The sequence below is a fragment of the Nocardia sp. PE-7 genome (genome assembly GCF_030486425.1).
Lineage (GTDB): Bacteria > Actinomycetota > Actinomycetes > Mycobacteriales > Mycobacteriaceae > Nocardia > Nocardia salmonicida_A.
The window spans coordinates 3943629-3961272 of the sequence record NZ_CP129614.1 but is presented as its reverse complement, the minus strand read 5'-3'; the positions used below and the strand labels follow the sequence as shown (position 1 = coordinate 3961272).

At 67.6% G+C, this 17644-nt stretch carries 17 protein-coding genes; 11 read left to right on the top strand and 6 right to left on the bottom strand.

Annotated features, from left to right (window positions below; all coding sequences use genetic code 11):
• Positions 1-119: 119 nt before the first annotated feature.
• A complete protein-coding gene (gene arc, locus QX204_RS18740) occupies positions 120-1880 on the top strand; it encodes a proteasome ATPase (protein WP_056809924.1) in 1761 nt (586 codons plus the stop codon).
• A 295-nt stretch (positions 1881-2175) separates the two neighbouring features.
• Here the strand turns inward: arc and QX204_RS18735 are convergent, their stop codons facing one another.
• Complete coding sequence (locus tag QX204_RS18735) at positions 2176-2856, bottom strand: peptidylprolyl isomerase (protein ID WP_301901050.1); 681 nt, start codon at positions 2854-2856, stop codon at positions 2176-2178.
• Between the two features lie 131 nt (positions 2857-2987).
• Positions 2988-4109, bottom strand: a complete 1122-nt coding sequence (locus QX204_RS18730; RefSeq protein WP_301901049.1) for a methyltransferase — start codon at positions 4107-4109, stop codon at positions 2988-2990.
• A 233-nt stretch (positions 4110-4342) separates the two neighbouring features.
• Here QX204_RS18730 and QX204_RS18725 point away from each other — a divergent pair, with 233 nt between their 5' ends.
• Entirely contained in the window at positions 4343-4981 is a 639-nt protein-coding gene (locus QX204_RS18725; RefSeq protein WP_301901047.1) for a TetR/AcrR family transcriptional regulator, read from the top strand.
• On the top strand, positions 4978-6483 hold the full coding sequence (locus tag QX204_RS18720) for an ArnT family glycosyltransferase (protein WP_301901045.1): 1506 nt from the start codon (positions 4978-4980) through the stop codon (positions 6481-6483). The genes QX204_RS18725 and QX204_RS18720 overlap by 4 nt, the downstream gene beginning before the upstream one ends.
• A 14-nt stretch (positions 6484-6497) precedes the next feature.
• Here the strand turns inward: QX204_RS18720 and QX204_RS18715 are convergent, their stop codons facing one another.
• Positions 6498-7895, bottom strand: a complete 1398-nt coding sequence (locus tag QX204_RS18715; RefSeq protein WP_301901043.1) for an aminotransferase-like domain-containing protein — start codon at positions 7893-7895, stop codon at positions 6498-6500.
• A gap of 122 nt (positions 7896-8017) precedes the next feature.
• On the opposite strand from QX204_RS18715, the gene QX204_RS18710 reads away from it, so the two are divergent.
• The 7 genes from QX204_RS18710 (at position 8018) to QX204_RS18680 (ending at position 15139) form a co-directional block, all read left to right on the top strand.
• Positions 8018-8857 (top strand): nitrilase-related carbon-nitrogen hydrolase, encoded by an 840-nt coding sequence (locus QX204_RS18710; protein ID WP_301901041.1) that lies wholly within the window; start codon positions 8018-8020, stop codon positions 8855-8857.
• Positions 8854-10275, top strand: a complete 1422-nt coding sequence (gene hydA, locus QX204_RS18705) for a dihydropyrimidinase (protein ID WP_301908037.1) — start codon at positions 8854-8856, stop codon at positions 10273-10275. The genes QX204_RS18710 and hydA overlap by 4 nt, the downstream gene beginning before the upstream one ends.
• 28 nt (positions 10276-10303) lie before the next feature.
• Positions 10304-11347: a TIGR03842 family LLM class F420-dependent oxidoreductase gene (locus QX204_RS18700; protein WP_301901039.1), complete on the top strand. Its 1044-nt coding sequence runs from the start codon at positions 10304-10306 to the stop codon at positions 11345-11347.
• A gap of 79 nt (positions 11348-11426) precedes the next feature.
• Positions 11427-12368: an ABC transporter permease gene (locus tag QX204_RS18695; protein WP_301901037.1), complete on the top strand. Its 942-nt coding sequence runs from the start codon at positions 11427-11429 to the stop codon at positions 12366-12368.
• The gene (locus QX204_RS18690) at positions 12368-13222 is read left to right on the top strand and encodes an ABC transporter ATP-binding protein (RefSeq protein ID WP_301901036.1); all 855 of its coding nucleotides are present in this window, start codon (positions 12368-12370) and stop codon (positions 13220-13222) included. The genes QX204_RS18695 and QX204_RS18690 overlap by 1 nt, the downstream gene beginning before the upstream one ends.
• Positions 13219-13983, top strand: a complete 765-nt coding sequence (locus tag QX204_RS18685; RefSeq protein ID WP_301901034.1) for an ABC transporter permease — start codon at positions 13219-13221, stop codon at positions 13981-13983. The genes QX204_RS18690 and QX204_RS18685 overlap by 4 nt, the downstream gene beginning before the upstream one ends.
• Positions 13984-13996: 13 nt before the next feature.
• Positions 13997-15139, top strand: coding sequence for an ABC transporter substrate-binding protein (locus QX204_RS18680; RefSeq protein ID WP_301901033.1), 1143 nt, complete (start codon positions 13997-13999; stop codon positions 15137-15139).
• A 13-nt stretch (positions 15140-15152) separates the two neighbouring features.
• On the opposite strand, the gene QX204_RS18675 is transcribed toward QX204_RS18680, so the two are convergent.
• Positions 15153-15656: a nitroreductase/quinone reductase family protein gene (locus QX204_RS18675; RefSeq protein ID WP_301901032.1), complete on the bottom strand. Its 504-nt coding sequence runs from the start codon at positions 15654-15656 to the stop codon at positions 15153-15155.
• Positions 15657-15714: 58 nt separating this feature from the next.
• Here QX204_RS18675 and QX204_RS18670 point away from each other — a divergent pair, with 58 nt between their 5' ends.
• Positions 15715-16083 (top strand): arsenate reductase family protein, encoded by a 369-nt coding sequence (locus QX204_RS18670; protein WP_301901030.1) that lies wholly within the window; start codon positions 15715-15717, stop codon positions 16081-16083.
• A 52-nt stretch (positions 16084-16135) separates the two neighbouring features.
• Here the strand turns inward: QX204_RS18670 and QX204_RS18665 are convergent, their stop codons facing one another.
• Both QX204_RS18665 and yidC read right to left on the bottom strand, forming a co-directional pair.
• Positions 16136-16678 carry an NUDIX hydrolase gene (locus tag QX204_RS18665; RefSeq protein WP_301901028.1) on the bottom strand — a complete coding sequence of 181 codons (543 nt, stop codon included), beginning with the start codon at positions 16676-16678 and terminating at the stop codon, positions 16136-16138.
• Between the two features lie 39 nt (positions 16679-16717).
• A complete protein-coding gene (gene yidC, locus QX204_RS18660; protein WP_301901026.1) occupies positions 16718-17602 on the bottom strand; it encodes a membrane protein insertase YidC in 885 nt (294 codons plus the stop codon).
• Positions 17603-17644 lie beyond the last annotated feature (42 nt).

The following is a 17644-nucleotide window of genomic DNA, read 5'->3' as shown; positions in this document are numbered from 1 at the left end:
AAAGTGTGGTTGATGTCGTACCGACCGTACAAGATGTGATCACGACGAAACCATGTCGGAAAGCGAGAACGGACCGCGCCCGGTAGCGTTGATAGACCGGGACTGGGAGGAGCAGCATCATGAGCCCCAACGAGAATTCGGATTCGGCGGCCTGGCGAGAGCTCGAGGCGGTTCGCGCCGAGTCGGCTGCTCTTCGCAGGCAACTCGCCGATTCGCCGGATCGCGCACGCGAATTGGAAGCCAGGATCGATTCGCTGACCATCCGCAACGGCAAGTTGATGGACACGCTCAAAGAAGCGCGCCAGCAACTGATCGCGTTGCGGGAAGAAGTCGATCGCCTCGGCCAGCCGCCGAGCGGCTACGGCATCGTCATCCACGCCTACGAGGACCAGACGGTCGACGTCTTCACCTCCGGACGCAAGATGCGGTTGACCTGCTCGCCCAATATCGACGCTGACGCACTGGAATACGGCCAGACCGTGCGCCTCAACGAGGCGCTCACCGTCGTCGAGGCCGGCAATTTCGACGCCATCGGCGAAATCGGCACGCTGCGTGAGATTCTCGACGACGGCAGGCGCGCCCTCGTGGTCGGCCACGCCGACGAAGAGCGGGTGGTGTGGCTGTCGGGTCCGCTGTCCAAGATCGCCGAATACGACGACATGGCCGACCCCGATTCGCCGATTCGCAAACTGCGCCCGGGTGATTCGCTGCTGGTCGACACCAAGGCGGGCTTCGCGTTCGAGCGGGTTCCCAAGGCCGAGGTCGAAGACCTTGTGCTGGAAGAGGTTCCCGACGTCGATTACACCGACATCGGTGGTCTCGGCCGTCAGATCGAGCAGATCCGCGACGCGGTGGAACTGCCCTTCCTGCACAAGGATCTGTTCCGCGAGTACGCGCTTCGCCCGCCCAAGGGTGTGCTGCTCTACGGTCCGCCCGGGTGCGGCAAGACGCTGATCGCCAAAGCGGTGGCCAACTCCCTCGCCAAGAAGATCGCCGAATCGCGTGGTCAGGATGCCAAGGAAGCCAAGTCGTTCTTCCTCAACATCAAGGGCCCCGAGCTACTCAACAAGTTCGTCGGTGAGACCGAGCGCCACATTCGGATCATCTTCCAGCGGGCGCGCGAGAAGGCCTCCGAGGGCACCCCGGTGATCGTGTTCTTCGACGAGATGGACTCGATCTTCCGCACCCGCGGTTCCGGTGTCTCCTCCGATGTGGAGACCACCGTTGTGCCGCAGCTGCTTTCGGAGATCGACGGCGTGGAGGGGCTCGAGAACGTCATCGTGATCGGTGCGTCCAACCGCGAGGACATGATCGACCCCGCGATCCTGCGGCCGGGCCGTCTCGATGTGAAGATCAAGATCGAGCGTCCCGACGCGGAATCGGCGCAGGACATCTTCTCGAAGTACCTCACCGAGACGCTGCCGCTGCACGAGAGCGATCTGCGCGAGTTCGACGGCGACAAGCAGGCGTGCGTCGAGGCGATGATCGAGAAGGTCGTCGAGCGGATGTACGCCGAAAGCGACGACAACCGGTTCCTTGAGGTCACCTACGCCAACGGTGACAAGGAGGTCCTGTACTTCAAGGACTTCAACTCCGGCGCGATGATCCAGAACATCGTGGACCGGGCGAAGAAGTACGCGATCAAGTCGGTGCTCGACACGGGTAACCCGGGTCTGCGGATCCAGCACCTGTTCGACTCGATCGTCGACGAGTTCGCCGAGAACGAGGACCTGCCCAATACCACCAATCCCGATGACTGGGCGCGGATCTCGGGCAAGAAGGGCGAGCGGATCGTCTACATCCGCACGCTCGTCACGGGCAAGAACGCCTCGGCCAGCCGGGCGATCGACACCGAGTCCAACACCGGTCAGTACCTGTAGTCACGAGCTGCGAAAGCCGCGTCCCGGTGGGGCGCGGCTTTCGCGTTTCTGTTCACTTTTTTCGCCGAAACGCTGCGCGACAACAAGTGAATAGGGCACGCTTCACTTGTTCGTTTCACCTGATGAGGACATACGAGGAGCGTTGACATGGCCGGTTCCGCCGCTGAATTGCTGACCGAGATCATCCTGCAGACCATTCAGAACCTGTTCAGTTCGATCAGCGCCGGCTGATCGACCAGCCCCACGACGAGGGCCGCGTCTCCCGAAACCCGGAGACGCGGCCCTCGGTCGTTTGTCAGCCCTGCGTGGTGGTCACGGCGTTGAAGACCACATCGGCTACGGGGGTGCCGTCGGCGCCGCCACCCGCGACGCCCGCGTCGGCGACGGTGGTCAGCGCGTCCAGGCCCTCGGTGATCGTGCCGAAGGGCGTGTAGTTCGGCGGCAACTGGGTGTCGCGGTAGACCAGGAAGAACTGGCTGCCGTTGGTGGCGGGGCCCGCGTTGGCCATCGCGACGGTGCCCGCCGGGTAGACCGCGCCCGCGAGGTTCTCGTCGCTGAACTTGTAGCCGGGCCCGCCCATACCGGTGGCGGTGGGGTCGCCGCACTGGAGCACGAAGATGCCCTGGGTGGTGAGCCGGTGGCAGCGGGTGTGGTCGAAGTAGCCCTCGCCGGCGAGGAAGGCGAACGAGTTCACCGTGCGCGGAGCAGCAGCGGCGGCGAGCGCGATCGTGATGGTGCCGCAGGTGGTCTCGAGGGTGGCGGTGTGGCTCGCGGCGGTGTCGATGGTGAGCGCCGGTTCGGTGGGCCACTGCTTGCCGTTGGGCTGACCCGCCGCGGCAGGTGCGCAGCCGGGGATCACGGCCTGATGATTCGGTACGGTCTGCGCGGCGGGCGCCAGGGCCACCAGAGCGGCCGCGGCGATGCCGATACCGAAGAGCGCGCGAATGAAGGGTCGGTCCTGCGAAATGCTGGTCACCTTGGCGGGATCTCCTCGAGAGCGGGTGCTACCGGACGATGTACCGCGCATCCTGCCAGCCACACCGGCCCCCGTGGGGAGAGACCACCGGATCCGACCGGCTCGTCGTGTGATCGACACAGAATTCTGTGCTAACGGGCCCGCAGTCGCCACAGCGTGGTCGTCTCGGCGGTGCGAGCTGCGGCCAGGGGATCGTCGCGATCGGTCGCGCGGGGATGACGTGGACGGGTGGTGAGCTTGCCGAGCACGTAGAGACCCGACTCGTCGAGCAGGCGCGGAATGTGGTCGGCCGGGCGCAGGCCGAGTAGTTCGGCGAGGTCGGACAGCACCAGCCAGCCCTCGCCGTGGGGGGTGAGGTGCGCGCGCAGGTCTCGGGCGAATTCGGTGAGCATCGACTGATCCTGGTCGTAGACACCACGTTCCAGGTCCGAGGTCGGCACGCCGGGCAGCCAGGGCGGATTGCACACCACGAGATCGGCGCGGCCGGGCGGGTACAGGGCGGGCCCGGTCACGGCGATCTTCCGGCCGAAGCCGAGCCGTTCGGCGTTGTCCTTGGCGCACCGCAACGCCCGCGGATTGATATCGGTGCCGACGATCTCGGGGACGCCGCGGGAGGCGAGCAGCGCGGCCAGAACGCCGGTGCCGGTGCCGAGATCGAACGCGGTGCGGATCTCGGGATCGAGTGGGGCGTCGGCGACGAGGTCGACGTATTCGCTTCGGGTGGGCGAGAATACGCCGTAGCCGGGGTACACGCGCGCACCGAGCGCCGGTACTTCCACACCCTGCTGCTGCCAGCGATACGCGCTCACCACGCCGAGCAGTTCGGTGAAGGTGACCACGCGTTCGGCGTCCGCCGGGCCGTACGCCGCCGCACACGCCGCCGCCACATCGGGAGCCCTGCGCAGGTCGAGGTCGTAGTCAGGGCCGAGGCGGATCAGGAGACTGCCGAGAATGCCCGCCCGCGACCGCCTTCTGATCCGCTCGTGCTCGTAGAGCGCGCCGAGGTCGCCGGTAGCGGGCTTCTTCGACGGCTTGCGATCGGCGCGTCGGCCCAGCGCCTGTAACAGTTGACGACCATTGTTGTAATCGCCCTGCCACAGCAGCGCCTCACCCGCCCTGATGCGGCGATACGCGTGATCGGCCGAGAGTCGGTCGTCGGCGGTGGTGACGAGGCGCGGGGCGGGCGCGCCGTTCTCCGAATGCCAGACGGCGCTGAACTGGCTGTGGTCTTCGGTCCAGGCGATGGTGGACACGGCTGCTCCCGGTGATCGACGGTACTGGTGACTCGACTGCGCCGACGTCGGACGCGACGCCGCTTCTCGGTCGGTCGCTACGGCGTCGAACTGCGCGCGACTGCGTCGCCGTGTGCCATGTCGAGCGTCACCACTGCTGCCTTTCCGGGGGAGGAGCCCCTCATTCTGCCGTATCGGCCCAGGCTGACGTCATCTAGGGCACGGTTCCAGGCCGTACGTGCTAAATTCTGACCATGCGGCCAGAAAATAAGCCGGATGGACAACAGCGTTCGTTCATCGAGGATGCGCGACGGCGGCAGATCATCGCGTCCACCGTCGAAGTGATCTCCGAGGTCGGGTACAGCAACGCGTCCTTGGCCCGGATCGCCGAGCACGCGGGGATCTCCAAGGGCGTGATCTCCTACCATTTCGACGGTAAGGACGAGCTGATGTCACAGGTCGTGACGCAGCTGTTCGTCTCCGGCGCCGAGTTCATGTCGCCGTTCGTCACCGCGGCGATCGCCGACGGCTACCGCGCCGCCCTGCACGCCTATCTGTCGTCGAATCTGCAATTCATCGACGACAACAAGAGCTACGTCGCTGCCGTCGGCGACATCGTGGTCAACCTGCGCGGCCCGGACGGTTCGCTGCGCTTCGACACCCCCGACGGTGATCGGGAGATGATCGCGCCGCTGGTCTCGGCGCTGGCCGAGGGTCAGCGCGTCGGCGAGTTCGGCGACTTCGACCCGACCGTGCTCGCGCGTCTGATCCGGGACTCGATCGACGGCATCGCGAACCGGGCGGTGCGCCAACCCGATTTCGATGTGCGCCAGTACCGCTCGCATCTCATCCGGATGTACGACGCGGTGACGAGGAAGGACGACGACCGATGACAACGACGACGGAATCGACCGAACCCGATGCGACACGGGAGGTTCCGCCGTTCGCGGTGCTCGGTGTCGGCGCGATCGCGGTGGTGGCCGCGATCGGGTTGTTCGCTGTGCTCGGGCAGTACGGCTTCTTCGGCGACGAGTTGTACTTTCTGGCGGCGGGCGGGCACCACCTGGCGGTCAGCTACGCCGACCAGGGCCCGCTGCTGCCGCTGATCGCTGCGCTGATGGATTCGATCGCACCCGGTTCGCTGGTGGCGCTGCGAGTTCCGGCCCTGCTGGTCACGGTGGCGGGCATCGTGCTCGCCGCGGCGATCGCGCGGGAATTCGGCGGCGGCCGCGGCGCGCAGCTGATCAGCGCGGCCGCCTACGCGACGTCACCGTTTCTGTTCGTGCAGGGCAGTCAGCTCTCCACCAATGCCATCGATGGGCCGCTGTGGGTGCTCATCACCTGGCTGCTCGTGCGCTGGGTCCGGACGCGCGCCGATGTGCTGCTGATCCTGGCCGGCGTCGTCACCGCGATCGACATGCAGGTCAAATGGCTCATTCCCTTCTTCTGGATCTGTGTCGGGATCAGCGTGCTGGTCTACGGACCCCGCGATCTGTTGCGCAGGCCCGCACTGTGGATCGGCGCGGCGATCACCACGGTCGCGATGGTGCCCAGCCTGCTGTGGCAGGCGGCGAACGGGTGGCCGCAGCTCGAGATGGGCGCGGTGGTGAGTGCGGAGCAGGAGGCGATCGGTGGCCGCCTGGCCTTCGTGCCTCTAGCCCTGCTCGCGGCCGGGCTGCTGGGCGCGATTCTGCTGGTCTACGGCACGGTGCGGTTGTTCCGCGCCGAATCGCTGCGGCCCTACCGGTTCTTCGGCCTGGTTGTGGTGTTGCTCGTGGTCGCGTTCGTGGCGACCGGTGGGCGCTCGTACTACGCCGTCGGCATCTATCCGGTCGCGATGGCGGCCGGGGCTGTCGGGCTGGTCGAGGCCAGGGTCGCCTGGCAGCGGATCGCCGCGGTTCCGGTGATCGGGCTGTCGGTGGTCCTCGCGGCGTTGTCGCTGCCGTGGCAGCCCGAATCCTCGATCCCGCCGAGTACCGGTGGGGTGGATCTGCTGCTGCACGGCAAGTTCGGCTGGTCCGACCTGGCCGCGTCGACCGATCTCGCCTACCGGGCGCTGCCCGAGGACGAGCGGGCCCGTGTGGTGATCGTTGCCCAATCCTATTGGCAGGCAGGGGCTCTCGACACCTATCGGCCGCAGTACGGCTGGCCGGCGGTGTACAGCCCGAATCGCGGGTACGGCTACCTGGGTACACCGCCGGACTCGGCGACGACGATCCTCTACGTCGGCGGGGAGCTCGAGGAACTGCGCGAGAGCTTCGGGTCGGTGACGCCGATCGGGCGATCCGACGCCCGCCTCGGCTACGAGGGCGCCACCCGTGACGTGACGATCTGGCGATGCGAACAACCGGTTCGACCCTGGTCGCAGCTGTGGCTCGACCTACGCACGATGTAGCCCGCGATGCCGGGTCAGGATCGGCGGATGCGCCGATAGGTCGGGGTGGCGGCGGCCGCGGCGGCGAGTTCGGCGGCCAGCCACGCGATGTCGGTGTCGCCGAGGCCGCCGCCCAGCGTCAGCCGCAGATGGTCGGTGGCGGGCCGCGCGCCCGCTTCGAACGGTCCGCCGGGCGCGGCCTTGATGCCCGCAGCGGCGAGGCTGATCATGGCGGCGTTCTCGTCGGAGACCGGCAGCCAGACATTGATGCCGTCGCCCGCAGCCACGATCACGTCGTGCCGCGCCAGCGCGCGACGCAAAACTTCAGCGCGCCTGCGATATTCGAGTCGCGCCTGCGCGACGGTGGCACGGGCATCGGGATCGTGCAGCATCGTCGACAGCACGCGCTGGAGTAGTCGGCTGGACCACCCCGGCCCGAGCATCCGGCGTTCGACCACCGGATCGAGCAGTGCCGCGGGCCCGCCTGCGACGGCCAGCCGCAGATCGGCGCCGTGGGACTTGGAGTAGGAGCGGATGTAGACACCGCGATCGGGGAAGTGCGCGGCGAGCGAACGCAGCGCGGTGGAGGCGATACCCGCCGAATGGTCGTCCTCGATGATCAGCGCGGGCTGCGGGCCGAGGAGAGCGGTGAGCTCGCGCACTCGGGCGGCGTCGAGGGAGGCGCCGGTCGGGTTGTTGGCGCGCGGCTGCAGGATCACCGCGCGCGGTGCGGGGCCGTCGAAAGCGCGAGCGAATTCCGACGGCCGGAAACCGGATTCGTCGAGAGGAACGGCCACCGGGCGCGCGCCGAGGCGGGCGAGCAGATCGAGGAACGGCGGGAAACACGGATCCTCGACGATCACCGGATCGCCGAAACGGACATGTGCGCCGAGCAGCCGGTCCACGGCATCGAGGGCGCCGTCGAGGACGGTCAGCCGTTCGCACGGCCACGGCCAGTCCGCGCGCAGCGTGTCGGCGAGAGCGGGCAGCACCGCCTCGCCGAGATAGTGGGCCGACAGATCGCCCGGCGCGGTATCGCGCGAGAGCGCGTGCAAGGCGGCGGCGAGGTCGGGCAGCAACGCCGGGTCAGGGGTGCCACGGGACAGGTCGACACGAAAGGCATTGTCGGAGGGCGAGTGCAGGCGCTGATACCGGCCGATCGGCGCCTCCCGCTTCTCCCCGACGAAGGTGCCCGCCCGACCGCGCGCGGTGATCGCGCCGGTCGCGGCCAGCGCCCGCCACGCCTGACTGACGGTGGCGGGGGAGACCCGGAGTTCGCGGGCCACCTCGCGCACAGTGGGCAGGCGGGTGCCCGGTGCGAGCGCGCCGGAGCGGATGCGGCGGCCGAGCGCGGCGGCGATACCGGCGGCGGTTCGCTCGTCGAGGTCCCCGGCGAAGTCCGCGGGCAGTGCGGTCGGCGAGGCTTCGGTCATCGACTCATTCTGCGGGTCGTGCGCGGCCGGTCCGGGGCGCACCGCCAACGTTTACGGCACCGAAACTGTTTCCGCGCACTTGTAACACAACAGAATCAGTTGAAGGTGCAGTATAACAAAGCATGGGAATCGTCAGAGCGGCGCTCGTCCAGACCAGCTGGACTGGTGACAAAGAATCGATGATCAAAGTTCACGAGGACTATGCCAGGGAGGCGGCGGCGCAGGGGGCGCAGGTGATCTGCTTCCAGGAGTTGTTCTACGGCCCGTATTTCTGCCAGCGACAGGACACCGAGTTCTACGAATACGCCGAATCGGTACCGGGCCCGACCACCGAGCGAATCGCCGCCCTGGCCGCCGAATTGAGCTTGGTGATCGTGGCGCCGGTGTACGAGCGTGAGATGGACGGGCTGCTCTACAACACGGCGGTGGTGATCGACGCCGATGGCTCCTATCTGGGCAAATACCGCAAACATCACATACCGCAGGTCACCGGCTTCTGGGAGAAGTTCTACTTCCGGCCGGGCAACCTCGGGTGGCCGGTGTTCGACACCGCGGTCGGCAAGGTCGGCGTCTATATTTGTTACGACCGCCATTTCCCGGAGGGCTGGCGGGCGCTCGGCCTCGCGGGCGCGGAAATCGTGTTCAATCCGTCGGCGACGTCGAGAGGGCTTTCGAGTTATCTGTGGAAACTCGAGCAGCCCGCCTCGGCGGTGGCCAACGAGTATTACGTCGGCGCGATCAACCGCGTCGGTATCGAGAGCGAATACGGCGACAACGACTTCTACGGGACGAGCTATTTCGTCGACCCCGAGGGGAAGTTCGTCGGCGAGGTCGCCTCCGATACTTCGCCGGAATTGGTTGTTCGTGATCTCGATATGGATCTGATCAAGGTCGTTCGCGAGAGATGGGCGTTCTATCGCGATCGTCGCCCGGATGCCTACGGACCGTTGGTGAACCCCTGATGCGCACTTTCATCCACGGCGGGACGGTGGTGAGCGCCACCGGGTCCCAGCTGCTCGATGTGCTGATCGACGACGAGACGATCGTCGCTGTCCTGCAACCGGGTTCGACCGCGTTCGGCGCCGATCCGGCCGCCGACGCCGAGACGGTGATCGACGCGACCGGCAAGTACGTGATCCCCGGCGGCGTCGACGGGCACACGCACATGCAGCTGCCGTTCGGCGGCACCGAGGCCAGCGACACCTTCGAAACCGGGACGAGGGCCGCGGCCTGGGGCGGCACCACCACGATCGTCGACTTCGCGGTGCAGAAACCGGGCCAGCGGGTGCAGGACACCCTCGCCGAATGGCACGGCAAGGCCGCCGGACAGTGCGCGATCGACTACGGGTTCCACCAGATCATCGGCGACGTCAACGACGAATCCCTCAAAGGGATGAGCGAACTCGTCGACGAAGGCGTCACCAGCTTCAAACTGTTCATGGCCTACCCTGGCGTCTTCTACTCCGACGACGGCCAGATCCTGCGCGCCATGCAGACCGCGGGTGACCTCGGTGCGCTGATGATGATGCACGCGGAGAACGGCATCGCCATCGACGTTCTCGTCGAACAGGCTCTCGCCCGCGGCAACACCTCGCCCTACTTCCACGGAACCAGCCGCCCGTGGCAGATGGAAGAGGAAGCCACCCATCGCGCGATCATGCTGGCGCAGTTGACCGGTGCCCCGCTGTATGTGGTGCACGTATCGGCCAAGCAGGCCATGGAACAGATCGCGACGGCGCGCGACAAGGGCCAGAACGTCTTCGCCGAGACCTGTCCGCAGTACCTGTATCTCTCACTCGAAGAACAGTTGGGCGCACCGGGTTTCGAGGGCGCCAAATGGGTCTGCTCCACGCCGCTGCGCTCGCGCGCCGAGGGGCATCAGGACGAGCTGTGGCGGTTCATCCGCACCGGTGACGTCACCGCGGTGAGCACCGACCACTGCCCGTTCTGCATGAAGGACCAGAAAGAGCTCGGCGTGGGCGATTTCAGCAAGATCCCGAACGGGATCGGCGGGGTCGAGCACCGGATGGATCTGCTGTTCCAGGGCGTCAAGGACGGGCGGATCTCGCTCGAACGGTGGGTGGAGGTCTGCTGCACCAACCCGGCCCGGATGTTCGGCATGTATCCGCGCAAGGGCGTGATCAGTCCGGGCGCCGACGCCGATGTGGTGATCTACGACCCGAACGGTCACACCAGCATCGGGCTCGGCAAGACCCACCACATGAACATGGATCACTCCGCGTGGGAGGGCTTCGAGATCGACGGACACGTCGACACGGTCCTGTCTCGCGGCCGGGTGATCGTCGACGGCGGTGCCTATCACGGTCGCGCCGGGCACGGCCGGTTCGTCCGTCGCGGCCTGTCGCAGAACCTTCTGTAGAAACCAACTGCCGAAACGGAGAGTGCCGATGGACATCGGAGTCGTCCTGCAGTGCACACCACCCTCGTCGCGGGTGATCGAACTGGCCAGAGTGGCCGAGACCCACGGGTTCTCGCATGTGTGGACCTTCGACTCGCACCTGCTCTGGCAGGAGCCCTACGTGATCTACAGCCAGATCCTGGCCGCCACCCGCAAGGTGATCGTCGGTCCCATGGTCACCAACCCGGCCACCCGGGACCAGACGGTGACCGCGTCCGTGTTCGCCACGCTCAACGAGATGTACGGCAACCGCACGATCTGCGGCATCGGGCGCGGCGACTCGGCGGTCCGCACGCTCGGCGACAAGCCGACGACGTTGGCCGCCCTGCGCGAATCGGTCGAGGTGATCAGGGAACTCGGCAACGGCCGCAGCGCTCGCGTCGGTGACCTCGAGGTGCGCTTCCCGTGGGCCGCCGATTCGCGGCTCGAGGTATGGGTGGCCGGATACGGACCGAAGGCCCTCGCGCTCACCGGGCAGGTCGCCGACGGATTCATCCTGCAACTCGCCGACCCCGACATCACCGCATGGACCATCGGCAAGGTGCGTGCCGCCGCGGCCGCGGCAGGCCGCGATCCCCTGTCGGTGACGATCTGTGTCGCCGCGCCCGCCTACGTCACCGACGGATCGCAGGCCGGGCTGGAACATGCCCGCGATCAGTGTCGCTGGTTCGGCGGCATGGTCGGCAACCACGTCGCCGACATCGTCGCGAAGTACGGAACGGGCGGCGATGTTCCGGCGGCGCTGACCGACTACATCGCGGGCAGGCAGGGCTACGACTACAACCAGCACGGGCGCGCGGGCAATACCCACGCCGCCTTCGTACCCGACGAGATCGTGGACCGGTTCTGCCTGATCGGGACCCCCGACGAGCAGCTCGCCCGGTTGTGGGAGCTCGAGAAGCTCGGCGTCGGCCAATTCGCGGTGTACCTGCAGCACGACGCCAAAACGTCGACGCTCGAGGCCTATGGCGAGCAGGTGCTGCCGCGGCTGAATCAGCAGGTCACCGCGATCGAAGCGGCCGGTCTGTCGTGATCGCCGATCGCGTGTCGGCGTGGGCGTCGAACACCGGCGCGCACGGTATCGCCGGACGATGGCGGGCGGGAAGGCGTCGGTGAGTACGACGACCATCGATCCGGCGACAGCTGTTGTCCCACAGAAGATTCGAGCATCCACTCCTGGTCGGACGCGGTTGCTGCGCGCGGTCTACGCGGTGAGCGCGTTCGTCCTCGTGGCGGTGATCTGGGAGCTGGTGAAGGTGCTGGTGCCCGCCGACGGCGTGAGCGTCGCGGGCACCCGCGTCCTCCCTCGCACCAGCGACGGCGCGCTCCCGCACGTCTGGGCGGTGTTCACCGTGCTCGGCGACCCGGACGGCAAGGGCACCGTCGGCGAAACACTGTTGCGCACAGCGATGTTCACTTTGAGTTTGTCGTTGCTGGCGCTGGTGCTCGGCGCTGTGGTCGGCGTGGCACTGGCGGTAGCGATGCAGCGGTTCGGCTGGCTCGAACGGGGGCTGCTGCCGTATGTGGTGCTCTCGCAGACGGTTCCGCTGATCGCGCTCGCGCCGCTGGTGGTGGCGTGGGGCGGCAAACTGTCCATCGGCGGTGCGCCGTGGCGGCCGTGGATGAGCATCGTGGTGATCGCGGCCTACCTTGCCTTCTTCCCGATCGTGATCGGGATGCTGCGCGGGCTCCAGACGCCGTCGGCGGCTTCGGTGGAATTGATGCGCAGCTGCTCGGCCGGTTGGTGGGCGACGTTGACGCGCTTGCGGTTTCCCGCCTCGGTTCCGTCGTTGATTCCGGCGCTACGGCTGGCCGCCGCGGCCGCGGTGATCGGCGCGGTCGTCGCCGAGATCTCGACCGGCACCGCGGGTGGGATCGGGCGCCAGATCATCGTGTTCTCCCAGCAGGCCACCGGCGATGCGGCCCGGCTCTATGCCGCTGTCCTGGCCGCCGCGCTGCTCGGCGTCGTCCTCACCGCCCTGGTCGGACTGGTGGAGCTGGCACTGCGCCGCTACAGCCACCCGCCCGGCACCCGCACATCGAGCGAGGACTGATGAGTGAAGCACCCATGACCACCTCGGTCACCGATCCCGGCTCTCCGGTGTCACCGGTCGCTGCCGCGGTCGAACTGAGCGATCTCGGCAAGACCTTCGCCGCGGGTGCGGTGACAGCGCTGTCCGATGTCTCGCTCACGGTCGCGGCGGGCGAATTCGTCTCGCTCATCGGTCCTTCGGGCTGCGGCAAGTCCACCCTGCTGCGGATCATCGCCGACCTCGAGACGCCGAGCAGCGGCGCTGTCACCGTGCACGGCAAGTCCGCGCGTCAGGCCAGGATCGACCAGGATTACGGCATCGCGTTCCAGCAGGCCGGCCTGCTCGAATGGCGCACTGTCGCGGCCAATGTCGAATTGCCCCTCGAACTGCACCGGGTAGCCAAAGCACAACGCAAGGCACGCAGTGCCGAACTGCTCGCTATGGCCGGACTCAGCGAATTCGCCGACCGGTACCCGGCCGAACTGTCCGGCGGCATGCAGCAGCGCGTCGCCATCGCCCGCGCGCTGGCCCGCACACCGTCGCTGCTGCTGATGGACGAACCGTTCGGCGCGCTCGACGAGATGACCAGAGAACACATGCAGGGCGAGCTGCTGCGCATCGCGGGGGAGACCGGCGCCGCCGTAGTGTTCGTCACCCACTCGATTCCGGAGGCGGTGTACCTGTCGGACCGGGTGGTTGTGTTGTCCGCACGACCCGGCCGGATCAGCGACATCGTGTCCACCGGCGAGTGGGATCGACAGGCGGGCAACGATGTTCGCGCCTCCGGCGAGTTCTTCGCCGCGGTCGCCGCCGTGCGCGCGGCACTGCGCGGCGAACACGACGAGACGACTGCCGACGGACAGGATCTGCGATGAAGACCTGGCTGCCGCCACTAGTAGTCGGCGTCGTCGTCCTGGCGCTGTGGCAGGTGCTCACCGTGGTGGCGGGCGTGCCGTCGTTCCTGTTGCCCGCGCCCAGCGCGATCGCCGCACAGTTCGCCGAGAACGCGGGCCGCATCCTGGATGCTTCCTTGGCCACCGGCACGAACGCGCTGATCGGGTTCGTCGCGGGAACAGTCCTCGGCCTGGCCGCCGCCGTCCTCGCGGTGCGCTTCCAGCTGATCGACGGGCTCCTCACGCCGTTGGCCGCGGCCGCCGCCGCGGTGCCGATCGTGGCGCTGGCACCGCTGCTGAACTCGATGTACTCCACGACCACCGAGACACCGCGACGGCTCGTCGTCACCATCGTCGTGTTCTTCCCGGTCTTCGTCAGCACCGCGCGGGGGCTGCGTCAGGTGCCGAAGGTGCAGGCCGACCTGATGAGTTCCTACGCCGCGTCGGGCTGGCAGATCACCCGCACCGTGCGGGTGCCGGCCGCGCTGCCACACCTGTTCACGGGTTTGCGGATCGCCGCGCCCGGCGCGGTCATCGCGGCCATCATCGCCGAATACTTCGGCGGCTTGCAGAACGGGCTCGGTAGCCGGATCACCTCCGCCGCCGCCAATACCGCCTATCCGCGGGCGTGGGCCTACGTCGTCGGTGCGATGTGCGTCGGCCTCGTGTTCCTGGCCGCCGTCTTGCTGCTCGAATACCTCACCCGCCGACCCCGAACCCCACTGCTGTCCACGATCCGATGAGGGAGATCCGTCCATGAGCAAGACCGCACTCCGGTTGCGTACCGCGGTGGCGCTGGCCGCCGTGGCCGCCGCCGCGCTGACCGGCTGTAGTACCACCGACAGCGGTTCCGAGACCACCGCCGACGGCCTGACCAAGGTGACCTTGCAGCTGCAATGGTTCAAGCAGGGGCAGTTCGCCGGCTACCTGGCCGCCGTCGACCAGGGGTTCTACAAGGAACAGGGCCTGTCGGTCGAGATCCTCGACGGAGGCACCGACATCGTCCCGCAGACGGTGCTCGCCCAGGGGCAGGCGGACTACGCGGTCGCGTGGGTGCCCAAGGCCCTCGCGTCGCGGGAAGCGGGCGCCGGGATCACCGAGATCGCGCAGGTCTTCCAGAAATCGGGCACCAAACAGGTCTCGTTCAAGTCCGAGAATATCGCCGGGCCCGCCGCGCTGCGCGGCAAGACCGTCGGAAACTGGGGCTACGGCAACGAATTCGAGCTCTTCGCCGGGATGACCGAAGCCGGGATCGACCCTGCCAAGGACGTGAAACTGGTCCAGCAGCAGTTCGATATGAACGCCTTCCTCGCCAAGGACATCGCCGCCGCCCAGGCCATGTCCTACAACGAGTACGCCCAGCTACTCGAAACGAAGGACCCCGCGACCGGAAAGCTCTACACCGCAGACGATTTCAACACCATCGACTGGAACGACGAGGGTGTGGCCATGCTGCAGGACGCCCTGTGGGCCAACACCGAGAAGCTGAAGGACAGCAAGTACCAGGATCAGACGGTCAAGTTCCTGGTCGCCTCGCTGAAGGGTTGGGCGTTCTGCCGGGACAACCTCGACAAGTGCCGCGACATCACCGTCGCCGCAGGCGCCACGCTCGGCGCCGGACACCAGCAGTGGCAGATCAACGAGGTGAACAAGTTGATCTGGCCGTCTCCCGCGGGCATCGGCGCCATCGACAAGACCGCATGGGATCGCACGGTCTCGATCGCGAAGAACACCAAGAACGCCGAGGGCGCAACGGTTCTCACCAAGGACCCCGACGCCGACGCCTATTCCACCGAGTACGTCACCAAGGCTCTCGACCAGTTGAAAGCCGCGGGCGTCGACGTCACGGGCGCGAGTTACCAGCCTGCTCAGGTCACCCCGACCGAAGGCGGTAAGTAGCCTCGCCGCGTGCTCACTGTGGGGTCAGCCCGATGACCACGCCACCCTGCTGCCAGGTCTGGTAGATGTCGGCCTTGGACGGTTCGCCGTCGGCGAGATAGCCGATGCCGTTGAATTTCGCGTTCTGCTTGTTGTCGCGCGCGATCACCGCGAACAGTTCGATGACGTCGCTCTCGTCGGTGTAGACGGTGGCGGTGAAGGTTTCGGGCGCGCCGCCACGCGACACACGTACCTGTGCGCCGCCCCGCAGATTCTTCACCCATGGGCGCAGCTCGGTGCCGATCAGCAAGGTGCCGTCGTGCACGGTGTAGGCGATCGGGACGTCGTAGACGGCGCCGGATCTGCGGCCGACCACGTGCAGGGTGGCCAGCCGCTTGCCGACGACACCGGACAGTACGGGCACCTTCAGCAGGCTGCGGATGAGGGTGTTCAGCCTGTTCTGGTAGGAGCGGAGAGGTTGCGGGCCGGTGGTCGTCGGTGTGCCGTAAGGGTTCTCGGGGGATGCGGTGTCGCTCATGGTTTCCAGTATCGCGACGTACGGACGCGCCTGCACGGCCCGTGACTACGCTGCCGATATGACATCTGGGCAGACCGAGATCTGGCACAACCCGCGCTGCACGAAGAGCCGCAATGCCACCGCGCACCTCGACGCGGCCGGGGTGGAGTACACCGTGCGCCGCTACCTCGACGATCCGCCGACGGTCGAGGAGTTGCGGGCGGTGCTGGCGCGCCTCGGCGCCGAGCCGTGGGACATCACCCGCACCGGCGAGCAGATCGCCAAGGATCTCGGGATGTCGCAATGGGGTCGCGCCGAGGCGGATCGGGAGCAGTGGCTGACCGCGCTGGCCCAGCATCCGAAGCTGATCCAGCGGCCGATCGTGCTCACCGCGGACGGTGGCGCGGTGGTGGCTCGCGACGAGGAATCCCTGCGCACGCTGGACTGATCTCGGCGACCGGTGGCCTGTCGTTCGGCAGGCTCGGTGGTCGTCTATCGAGTCAGTGGCGGGGTGCGGTGAGCAGGCCGTCCAGGACGACTCGCGTGTCGGGAACGAAGGGCCACGCCGGATCACGCAGGCGCGCGCGCAGTTCGGCATCGGTCCACCACCAGCCGTCCACGATCTCGGACGGCTGGTGGACGATCGGACCGTCGTAGCGGTACTCGTACGCGAACAGGTGGCAGCGCAGTGCGCGTCCCGCCCAGACGCCGTCCCAGGACGCGGTGGCGCGCAACGGAAGTACCGCGCCAGGGCCAACAACGATGCCCAGTTCCTCGCGCAGTTCGCGGATCGCGGTGTCGGACGGGTGCTCGCCCGCGTCGACCACGCCGCCCGCGAGGCAGTCGTGCAGGCCGGCGAAGACGAGTTTGGTGTCGGTGCGCCGATGGACGTAGACCCGGTCGCCGTCGACAGACCGGACCAGCACGCCCGCGCTGGCGTGCCAGAGTCCTTCGCGGTAGACGGTGCCTCGATCGGCCTCGCCGATCACCAGCCCCTCGGCGTCGTAGACGGCGAGCAGTTCGGCCTCCGGATTCGCTGACACCCGCCCGAGGGTAGCCGCCGGCAGTGTCCACCCCGTGAGTCACCGTTTCCGGCGCTGTGGCTTCACCCCCGGTCGTGGCGCGGCGGCGCGGGCCGCCCCGGTGACCAGCGCCTTCTTCGCGGATTCCTCGGCGGCGAGGGTGCGCCGGATCAGATACTGCTGACCGCAGGTCCACAGGGCGTTGGCGGCGAAATAGGTGAGCACGACGACCGGCAGGACGGCGCCGCCGATCAGCGCACCCGCCGGGAACACCCACAGCGCCACGGTGCGCATGATCGTGGCCGTGCTGTTGTCCCCGACCGCCGGGGTGAGCCGGGCCGTGAAGTGCGTGGCGAGGGCGGCGATCAGCACCAGCGGGACGGCGAGGACGGCGACCGCGACGACAACCTCGCCCGCGCCGCTGAGCGTCGCCGACAGTGGTGCGCCGAACAGCCTGGCATCGAGGAACGCGCGGACCTCGGGTGCGCCGAACAGGTAGTTCGCGGTGGCTCTGTTGACCTCCACCGGCAGCGGGCTGTCCGTCGAACTGAACGGGCCGACCGCGTAGGCGCCGGTCCGATCGAACGAGCGCAACACGTGGAACAGGCCGAGGAAGACCAGTGCCTGGGCGATCAGCGGGACGAATCCGGCGAACATGCTGACGCCGTGTTCGCGATGGAGCAGCCGGACCTGCTCGGCCTGGGCGCGTGGGTCGTCGCGATGGGTGCGGCGGATGGCCTCCATCTGCGGTTGGAGGGAACGCAGGACTTGCTGGGACCGGGCCTGCCGGAGCGCGGTGCGCACGAGCAGCGCGCGGACGGTGACGACCGACGCGACCACGGCGAGTAGCCACGCCAGAGAACTGGCCGGGCCGAGCGGAATCGCGAAGAGCTGGTGCCAGCACCACAGGAGCGCGGACACGGGAAAATAGACGACATCGAGCATGACGGGACGACCTGTCCGTGAAGCGTGCGCGAACGCACGAAA

Bases quoted from the DNA above. Each gene is read 5' to 3' on its own strand.
- arc (WP_056809924.1), top strand. From the start codon at position 120: ATGAGCCCCAACGAGAATTCGGATTCGGCGGCCTGGCGAGAGCTCGAG.
- QX204_RS18725 (WP_301901047.1), top strand. From the start codon at position 4,343: ATGCGGCCAGAAAATAAGCCGGATGGACAACAGCGTTCGTTCATCGAG.
- QX204_RS18720 (WP_301901045.1), top strand. From the start codon at position 4,978: ATGACAACGACGACGGAATCGACCGAACCCGATGCGACACGGGAGGTT.
- QX204_RS18715 (WP_301901043.1), bottom strand. From the start codon at position 7,895: ATGACCGAAGCCTCGCCGACCGCACTGCCCGCGGACTTCGCCGGGGAC.
- QX204_RS18710 (WP_301901041.1), top strand. From the start codon at position 8,018: ATGGGAATCGTCAGAGCGGCGCTCGTCCAGACCAGCTGGACTGGTGAC.
- QX204_RS18700 (WP_301901039.1), top strand. From the start codon at position 10,304: ATGGACATCGGAGTCGTCCTGCAGTGCACACCACCCTCGTCGCGGGTG.
- QX204_RS18690 (WP_301901036.1), top strand. From the start codon at position 12,368: ATGAGTGAAGCACCCATGACCACCTCGGTCACCGATCCCGGCTCTCCG.
- QX204_RS18685 (WP_301901034.1), top strand. From the start codon at position 13,219: ATGAAGACCTGGCTGCCGCCACTAGTAGTCGGCGTCGTCGTCCTGGCG.
- QX204_RS18680 (WP_301901033.1), top strand. From the start codon at position 13,997: ATGAGCAAGACCGCACTCCGGTTGCGTACCGCGGTGGCGCTGGCCGCC.
- QX204_RS18675 (WP_301901032.1), bottom strand. From the start codon at position 15,656: ATGAGCGACACCGCATCCCCCGAGAACCCTTACGGCACACCGACGACC.
- QX204_RS18670 (WP_301901030.1), top strand. From the start codon at position 15,715: ATGACATCTGGGCAGACCGAGATCTGGCACAACCCGCGCTGCACGAAG.
- yidC (WP_301901026.1), bottom strand. From the start codon at position 17,602: ATGCTCGATGTCGTCTATTTTCCCGTGTCCGCGCTCCTGTGGTGCTGG.